This is a genomic window from Pseudomonas sp. TJI-51 (genome assembly GCF_000190455.2).
GTDB lineage: Bacteria > Pseudomonadota > Gammaproteobacteria > Pseudomonadales > Pseudomonadaceae > Aquipseudomonas > Aquipseudomonas juntendi.
The window spans coordinates 8,943-17,059 of the sequence record NZ_AEWE02000092.1 but is presented as its reverse complement, the minus strand read 5'-3'; the positions used below and the strand labels follow the sequence as shown (position 1 = coordinate 17,059).

Below are 8,117 nucleotides of genomic sequence, written 5' to 3'. Positions count from 1 at the left end.
AGAATCTCCCACAGGGGCTGTGTTGCCTTCACGTTGGCGCACTACCTGTGGGAGCGGCTTTAGCCGCGAAAGGGCCGGTAGCACTAACAGTGCCGGTAAGCCTCAAGCGCTTTCAGCCGCTGCGCTTTGAGCGCTTCGCCCAGTGCCTGGCCAGTCAGCCCTGCCTGCACAAGCGGCTTCACATCCACCGCCCGCGCCGCTGCCGCAGCGCCACGCAAGTACTCGCCCTGTGGATAACCCGCTTTGCAATTCCCCAGTGCCACCATCTCGCAGGCAGCCAGGAAATCCTCAAACCGCTGCGGGCGCCGGTACACATCGAACTTCTGCAACAGCGCCAGCAGTGACATGGCAGGCAGCTGCAGCGCCTGATCCGCCTGCACCAGGCACTCCCCCGTCAGCAGGGCCAGCTCCTGGCATTCCCGCGGCGCCTTGAGGCGTTGGTTGACGGTCTTGATCGAGGCGGGGGGCAACTGGTGCAACAGGCAGGCCCAGCGCACGTGCAGGGGCTGGTGATGCGCAGCTGCTTGTTCCAGCGCAGCCAGGGCTTGGGGAGCGCTATCAAGCTCAGGCAACAGTTCCCGGAGGGCGGCGCACGCATGCAGGACCTGGAAGAACACCTGCGGCTGCGCCTCCATCAGCGCGCGCTCGATCTCCTTCCAGCTGCGCTCTGCAGTCAATGCCTGCAATTCGCCCGAGGCACTGATCTGGCGCATCAGCTCCAAGGTTTCATCGGCCACCCGAAAGCCCAAGGGTGCATAGCGCGCAGCAAAGCGCGCCACCCGCAGCACACGCAGGGGGTCTTCAGCGAACGCTGGGGAAACGTGGCGTAACAGGCGTTGGTCCAGATCCCGCGCGCCCTGGTAAGGGTCATGAACCTGCCCGGCCTCATCCTCGGCCATGGCATTGATGGTCAGGTCGCGGCGGATCAGGTCTTCTTCCAGGGTTACGTCGGGGCTGGCATGGAAGGTGAAGCCACCGTAGCCGCGCCCGCTTTTGCGTTCGGTACGGGCCAGGGCGTATTCCTCGCCGGTTTTCGGGTGCAGGAATACCGGGAAGTCGGCGCCGACCGGGCGGTAACCCTTGGCCAGCATTTCCTCGACGCTGGCACCGACCACCAGCCAGTCGATATCGCTGACCGGTCGGCCGAGCAGGCGGTCACGTACGGCACCGCCAACCTTGTAAATGTGCATGAGCAACTCTCCATAACTGCCGACAGCATAACCCGCCGGCAGTCATGGCGTGGCTTCAGAGATGGTGAATCACCGCCAGGTCCATGCGGCCGTATTCGCCGCCGTCGCCGTGCTCGCCGCGTGGCGGCATGTGGTGGGTCTTGACCACCTGCTCGCCTTGCACGGTCTCCAGGTGGATATCGAAGCCCCACAGCCGATGCAGGTGCTTGAGGACTTCGTCGGTCGAGTCGCCGAGCGGTTTGCGGTTGTGCTGCTGGTGACGCAGGGTGAGGGAGCGGTCCCCACGGCGGTCGACACTCCAGATCTGCACGTTCGGCTCACGGTTGCCCAGGTTGTACTGAGCTGCCAGTTGCTCGCGAATGAGCCGGTAACCCGACTCGTCGTGAATGGCCGGTACCAGCAGATCGTCCCGTTGGTCATCATCGAGAATGCTGAACAGCTTGAGGTCGCGCATTACCTTGGGCGACAGGTATTGCAGGATGAAACTCTCGTCCTTGAAGCTGCTCATGGCGAACTTGATGGTAGAAAGCCAATCACTGCCGGCAATGTCGGGGAACCAGTGGCGATCCTCTTCGGTTGGGTTCTCGCACATGCGGCGGATGTCGGTGTACATCGCAAAGCCCAGCGCGTAAGGGTTGATGCCGCTGTAGTACGGGCTGTCGAAACCAGGCTGGAACACCACACTGGTGTGCGACTGCAGGAACTCCATCATGAAGCCTTCGGTTATCAGCCCCTCGTCGTACAAGTCGTTCATCAGGGTGTAGTGCCAGAAGGTTGCCCAGCCTTCGTTCATCACCTGGGTCTGGCGCTGCGGGTAGAAATACTGGGCTATCTTGCGCACGATGCGCACCACTTCCCGTTGCCAGGGTTCCAGCAGCGGGGCGTTCTTTTCGATGAAATACAGGATGTTTTCCTGCGGCTCGGCGGGGAAGCGCCCTTCATCGCGGTCATTGCCCTTGTCGGCGCTTTTCGGGATGGTCCGCCACAGGTCGTTGATCTGCCGCTGCAGGTGTTCCTCCCGCTCCTGTTGCCGGCGCCGCTCCTCTTCGGCGGAAATAGGGTAGGGCCGCTTGTAGCGGTCTACGCCGTAGTTCATCAGGGCATGGCAGGAGTCGATCAGGTCTTCCACGGCGTCAATGCCGTGGCGTTCCTCGCACTGCGCGATGTACTGCTTGGCGAACACCAGGTAGTCGATGATCGAGCTGGCATCCGTCCAGGTGCGGAACAGGTAGTTGCCTTTGAAGAAGCTGTTATGCCCATAGCAGGCATGGGCGATCACCAGTGCCTGCATGCACATGGTGTTCTCTTCCATCAGGTAAGCGATGCAGGGGTCGGAGTTGATCACGATCTCGTAGGCCAGGCCCATCTGGCCACGGCTATAGGACTTTTCCGTGCTGAGGAACTGCTTGCCGTAGGACCAGTGGTGATAGCCCAGCGGCATGCCGACGGAAGCGTAGGCGTCCATCATCTGCTCGGCCGTGATCACCTCGATCTGGTTGGGGTAGGTGTCCAGGGCGTAGCGCTCGGCCAGGCGGCTGATTTCCCGGTCGTAGGTCTGGATCAGTTCGAACGTCCATTCGGACCCGGTGGAAATGGGTTGGCGTCTCTGTGCTCTGGCGGTCATGTGGCTAACCTGCGCTGGAAGAGTTCACGGAAGACCGGGTAGATGTCGCCGGCCGATACCAGCTGCTGTTGGGCAAACGTGTCGGGGAAGGCCTCGCCGATGCGTTCGTATTCGTACCACAGCGCCTGGTGCTCACGGGGGGTGATTTCGACGTAAGTGTAGTACTGCACGTGCGGCATGATCTGCTTGGCCAGGATATCGCGGCAGATTGGCGAGTCGTCGTTCCAGTTGTCGCCGTCGGACGCCTGGGCAGCATAGATGTTCCAGTCACTGGCCGGGTAGCGTTCAGCCATGATCTCCTGCATTAGCTTGAGTGCGCTGGAAACGATGGTGCCCCCGGTTTCCCGCGAGTAGAAAAATTCTTCCTCGTCCACTTCGCGGGCACTGGTGTGGTGGCGAATGAACACGACTTCGATGCGGTCGTAATTACGCTTGAGGAACAGATACAGCAGGATGAAGAAGCGCTTGGCGATGTCTTTGGTCGCCTGGGTCATCGAACCGGACACGTCCATCAGGCAGAACATCACCGCCTTTGAGCTGGGGTTGGGTTGCTTGACCAGCAGGTTGTACTTGAGGTCGAAGGTGTCGAGAAACGGCAGGCGGTTGATGCGTGCCTTGAGGCGCTCGATTTCCTGTTCGATTTCCTGGATATCGGTGAAATTGTCCGGTTCCTCTGCGCGCAGGCGCGCCAGCTCTTTCTGTGCTTCGCGCAGCAGGGCACGGCTGCTGCCGGTCAGGGCGATACGTCGGGCGTGGGCCGAGCGCAGGGTGCGCACGATGTTGATGCGCGACGGGTTGCCTTCGTTGGCGATACCGGCGCGCACAGTTTTGAAGGTGTCGGCACCGGTCAGGTGGCGTTTGACCAGGTTGGGCAATTCGAGGTCTTCGAACATGAATTCGAGGAACTCTTCCTGGGTGATCTGAAAGACGAATTCGTCCATGCCTTCGCCGGAGTTGCCGGCCTTGCCACGGCCGCCGCCACCCCCGCCGCCGCCTTGCGGCCTGGGTATGTGTTCACCGGCAGTGAACTCCTTGTTGCCGGGGTGCACGATGGTCTGTTTGCCCCCGCGGCCATGGTGCAGCACCGGTTCGTCGATATCACGCCCGGGAATGCTGATCTGCTCGCCGTGTTCCATGTCCATGATGGAGCGGCGGCTCACCGCCTCTTCGACGGCCTTCTTGATGTGTTCGCGGTACCGCCGCAGGAAGCGCTGGCGGTTGACCGTGCTCTTGTTCTTGCCGTTCAGGCGGCGGTCTATAACGTAGCTCATGGTCCCTCCGGTAGCTGGAGCAGCTGCAAGCCACAAGCCCTCGACGCCAAGCGGTAAGCTTCAAGCTGCAAGTAAAAGCAGCCATCGCTGCCGCAGATGCTGGCGCCTGGCATGCGCCGGCGCCAGCCAGCTTGTGGCTTGCAGCTTGTAGCTTGGCACTAGGCGGCTTGCCGCTTTATTGCGATTTCCTGACCCGCAGGTACCATTCCGACAGCAGGCGCACCTGCTTGTCGGTATAACCACGCTCCACCATTCGGGTGACGAAGTCGTTGTGTTTCTTCTGGTCCTCTTTGCTGGCTTTGGCATTGAAGCTGATGACCGGCAGCAGGTCTTCGGTGTTGGAGAACATTTTCTTCTCGATCACCACCCGCAGTTTTTCGTAGCTCAGCCAGCTTGGGTTCTTGCCATTGTTGTTGGCGCGTGCGCGCAGTACGAAGTTGACGATCTCGTTGCGGAAGTCTTTCGGGTTGCTGATGCCGGCCGGCTTCTCGATTTTCTCCAGCTCTTCGTTGAGCGCGATGCGGTTGAGGATCTCGCCGGTTTCCGGGTCGCGGTATTCCTGGTCCTGGATCCAGAAGTCGGCGTACAGCACATAGCGGTCGAAGATGTTCTGGCCGTATTCGCTGTAGGACTCCAGGTACGCTGTCTGGATTTCCTTGCCGATGAACTCGATGTAGCGCGGTGCCAGGTACTCCTTCAGGTAGCGCAGGTAGCGTTCGCGCACTTCTGCAGGGAACTGTTCCTGTTCGATCTGCTGCTCCAGCACATACAACAGGTGCACGGGGTTGGCGGCAATTTCGTGTGGGTCGAAGTTGAACACTTTGGACAGGATCTTGAAGGCGAAGCGGGTCGACAGGCCATTCATGCCCTCGTCGACGCCGGCCGAGTCGCGGTATTCCTGAATCGACTTGGCCTTCGGATCGGTGTCCTTGAGGTTTTCACCGTCGTACACGCGCATTTTCGAATAGATATTGGAGTTTTCAGGCTCTTTGAGCCGCGACAGCACCGTGAATTGCGCCAGCATTTTCAGCGTGTCCGGAGCGCAATGGGCCTTGGACAGCGAACTGTTGACCAGCAATTTGTCGTAGATCCTGATTTCGTCGCTGACGCGCAGGCAGTACGGCACTTTGACGATGTAGATCCGGTCGATGAACGCTTCGTTGTTCTTGTTGTTACGGAAGGTGTGCCACTCCGATTCGTTGGAGTGGGCCAGCAGGATGCCGGTGTACGGGATGGCCCCGAGGCCTTCGGTACTGTTGTAGTTACCTTCCTGGGTGGCGGTGAGCAAGGGGTGCAGGACCTTGATCGGCGCCTTGAACATTTCCACGAATTCCATCAGGCCCTGGTTGGCCCGGCACAGTGCCCCCGAGTAGCTGTAGGCGTCGGCGTCGTTCTGTGGGTATTCCTCGAGCTTGCGAATGTCGACCTTGCCGACCAGGGCAGAGATGTCCTGGTTGTTTTCATCGCCCGGTTCGGTCTTGGCGATGGCGATCTGGTTGAGGATGGAAGGGTAGAGCTTGACCACTTTGAATTTGGAAATATCGCCGCCGAACTCCTGCAGCCGCTTGGTTGCCCAGGGCGACATGATGGTGTTGAGGTAGCGCCGCGGGATGCCGAACTCTTCCTCGAGAATGGCCCCGTCTTCGGTGGCGTTGAACAGGCCCAATGGCGATTCGAACACCGGTGAGCCCTTGATGGCGTAGAACGGTACGCGCTCCATCAGCTGCTTGAGTTTTTCCGCCAGCGACGATTTGCCGCCACCTACCGGGCCCAGCAGGTAGAGGATCTGTTTCTTCTCTTCCAGGCCCTGGGCGGCGTGGCGGAAGTAGGACACGATCTGGTCGATGCACTCTTCCATGCCATGGAAGTCGGCAAAGGCTGGATAGCGGCGGATCACCTTGTTGGAAAAAATGCGCGACAGCCTGGAGTTGGTAGAGGTGTCGATCAGCTCTGGCTCACCGATGGCCAGCAACAGCCGTTCGGCCGCCGATGCGTAGGCACTGCGATCCTCTTTGCACAGCTCGAGGTACTCCTGCAGCGAGAGTTCTTCCTGGCGCGTTGACTCGAAACGTTGTTGGAAGTGGCTAAAAATACTCATGACGTCACCTCGCTCGATACGTGGAGACGACGCCGGATCAGTCAGCTGATGCTGGCAAGCAACCGGGTTCGCCAGTTGCTGTATACCCCCCAGAACACCCTGTTACGCTACCGATGACCCGCACGCCGGTGTACCGGCTCTCCCCTTTTTTGGATGGCCTGAGCTTAAGCGTAGTTGGTTATCTGCAAGGTCAAGGGGCGAGGAGTGCAGAAGTTACGAACGACCGTTCGTCAGGTAAGCCGCAAGCCCGCGCAGGGCGCGGGCTGCAGTAAAAATGAAAATATTTATTCGGCAGCGCCTTGGGCTGTCTCGGCCGGGTAGGTGGTGCGCCACAGTTCAAAACCACCGTCGACGCTGTACACGTCCGAAAAGCCCTGGCCTACCAGGTAGGCGGCAGCGCTCTGGCTGGAGTTGCCGTGGTAGCAGACCACCAGGGTGGGGGCGTCGAGGTCGGCATTGCGGATGAACTCGGCAACCGAATGGTTATCCAGATGCCGGGCGCCGGTAATGTGGCCGGCAGCAAAGGCTTGCGAGTCACGGATATCGACCACGACCGCACCTTCTTGCTTGCGAAGCTCCAAGGCCTGCTCGGGAGGGATGCGCTTGAATTCGCTCATGGGTACTACTTCCTTCAGGTGTGGTCATTGAGTGTAGTGGGTTGTGCCGGCTGGCGCAGGGTGCCGTCGGCGGCGCAGTCGCAGCGGTGGTATTGGCCGCTGTCGAGGTTGTACAGGGTCATGGCGCCGCCCCACACGCAGCCGGTGTCCAGGGCGATGACGTCAGGCTGGTCGACGCGCCCTTCAAGGGCGGCCCAGTGGCCGAAGATGATCTTCACGTGCCGCGAGCGGCGGTCCTTGTGGGCAAACCAGGGTTTGTAGCCTTTGGGCGCGGTGCCCAGGCCTTCCTTGCTTTTGAGGTCGAGTTTGCCTTCTGCGGTGCAGAAGCGCATGCGCGTGAAGTAGTTGGTGATGACCCGCAGGCGCTCGATACCGGTGAGGTTCTTGCTCCACTTGTTCGGCTCGTTGCCGTACATGCCATCCAAGTACAACTTCAGGCGAGTGTCATCGCGCAGCACCTGTTCCACCTCGTCAGCCAGCTTCAGGGCTTGCCCGAGCGTCCACTGCGGCGGGATGCCGGCATGAACCATGGCAACGCCCCGCGCCTCATCGTAGTGCAGCAGCTTTTGCTGGCGCAGCCAGTCGAACAACTGATCCGCATCTGGCGCTTCGATGATCTCGCGCAAGGTGTCGCTTTTCTTCAGGCGCTCGACGTTATGCCAGGCGGCCAGCAGGTGCAGGTCGTGGTTGCCCAGCACGCAGACCAGGGACTGGCGCATGGAGTACAGAAAGCGCAGCGTTTGCAGTGACTCGGGGCCGCGGTTGACCAGGTCGCCCACCAGCCACAGGCGGTCCACGGCGGGATCGAAGCGTACGCGTTCGAGCAGGCATTTGAGTGGCTGCAGGCAGCCCTGCAGGTCGCCGACGGCGTAAGTGGCCATCAGTGCAGGGCCCCGGGCACCGCCAGGCGAAACGGGGCGATCTCGGCATCGAAACGTTTACCGTCTTCGGCAAACATCTGGTAGCTGCCCTGCATGGTGCCTACGCGGGTGCTGATGACAGCCCCACTGCTGTAGGTGTGGCTCTGGCCCGGCTCGATATTGGGCTGCTGGCCGACCACCCCGGCGCCGCGCACTTCTTCGACCTTGCCGTCACCGTTGGTGATCAGCCAGTGGCGCGACAGCAGTTTGGCTTTCAGCGAGCCGTTGTTCTGCACAGTGATGGTGTAGGCGAAAGCGAAACGACTGTTTTCCGGGTCGGATTGCTCTATGAGGTAGCGGGTCACGACGCTGACGTCGATTTGATAGCGGGGGTCGGACATGCAAGGGCCTTGGGCGAACTGACGCAATAATGCAGTCTAGGCCATTGGCGGGGGGG

7 protein-coding genes are annotated in these 8,117 nt (G+C 60.6%); all 7 read right to left on the bottom strand.

Annotated features, from left to right (window positions below):
• Nucleotides 1–83: 83 nt before the first annotated feature.
• Nucleotides 84–1,190, bottom strand: coding sequence for a hypothetical protein (locus G1E_RS19595; RefSeq protein ID WP_009685230.1), 1,107 nt, complete (start codon nt 1,188–1,190; stop codon nt 84–86).
• Nucleotides 1,191–1,245: 55 nt separating this feature from the next.
• A complete protein-coding gene (locus G1E_RS19590) occupies nt 1,246–2,814 on the bottom strand; it encodes a SpoVR family protein (RefSeq protein WP_009685231.1) in 1,569 nt (522 codons plus the stop codon).
• Nucleotides 2,811–4,085 (bottom strand): YeaH/YhbH family protein, encoded by a 1,275-nt coding sequence (locus G1E_RS19585; protein WP_009685232.1) that lies wholly within the window; start codon nt 4,083–4,085, stop codon nt 2,811–2,813. The genes G1E_RS19590 and G1E_RS19585 overlap by 4 nt, the downstream gene beginning before the upstream one ends.
• 175 nt (nt 4,086–4,260) lie before the next feature.
• Entirely contained in the window at nt 4,261–6,183 is a 1,923-nt protein-coding gene (locus G1E_RS19580) for a PrkA family serine protein kinase (protein ID WP_009685233.1), read from the bottom strand.
• A gap of 284 nt (nt 6,184–6,467) precedes the next feature.
• A complete protein-coding gene (gene glpE, locus G1E_RS19575; protein ID WP_009685234.1) occupies nt 6,468–6,800 on the bottom strand; it encodes a thiosulfate sulfurtransferase GlpE in 333 nt (110 codons plus the stop codon).
• 14 nt (nt 6,801–6,814) lie between these two features.
• Entirely contained in the window at nt 6,815–7,681 is an 867-nt protein-coding gene (locus G1E_RS19570) for a symmetrical bis(5'-nucleosyl)-tetraphosphatase (protein ID WP_009685235.1), read from the bottom strand.
• Nucleotides 7,681–8,061 carry a Co2+/Mg2+ efflux protein ApaG gene (apaG, locus tag G1E_RS19565; protein WP_009685236.1) on the bottom strand — a complete coding sequence of 127 codons (381 nt, stop codon included), beginning with the start codon at nt 8,059–8,061 and terminating at the stop codon, nt 7,681–7,683. Before apaG ends, G1E_RS19570 begins: the two co-directional genes overlap by 1 nt.
• Nucleotides 8,062–8,117: the final 56 nt, after the last annotated feature.

What these genes read in the sequence shown, in the direction of transcription:
- G1E_RS19595 (WP_009685230.1), bottom strand. Translation starts at nt 1,190, where the DNA reads ATGCACATTTACAAGGTTGGCGGTGCCGTACGTGACCGCCTGCTCGGC.
- G1E_RS19590 (WP_009685231.1), bottom strand. Translation starts at nt 2,814, where the DNA reads ATGACCGCCAGAGCACAGAGACGCCAACCCATTTCCACCGGGTCCGAA.
- G1E_RS19585 (WP_009685232.1), bottom strand. Translation starts at nt 4,085, where the DNA reads ATGAGCTACGTTATAGACCGCCGCCTGAACGGCAAGAACAAGAGCACG.
- glpE (WP_009685234.1), bottom strand. Translation starts at nt 6,800, where the DNA reads ATGAGCGAATTCAAGCGCATCCCTCCCGAGCAGGCCTTGGAGCTTCGC.
- G1E_RS19580 (WP_009685233.1), bottom strand. Translation starts at nt 6,183, where the DNA reads ATGAGTATTTTTAGCCACTTCCAACAACGTTTCGAGTCAACGCGCCAG.
- G1E_RS19570 (WP_009685235.1), bottom strand. Translation starts at nt 7,681, where the DNA reads ATGGCCACTTACGCCGTCGGCGACCTGCAGGGCTGCCTGCAGCCACTC.
- apaG (WP_009685236.1), bottom strand. Translation starts at nt 8,061, where the DNA reads ATGTCCGACCCCCGCTATCAAATCGACGTCAGCGTCGTGACCCGCTAC.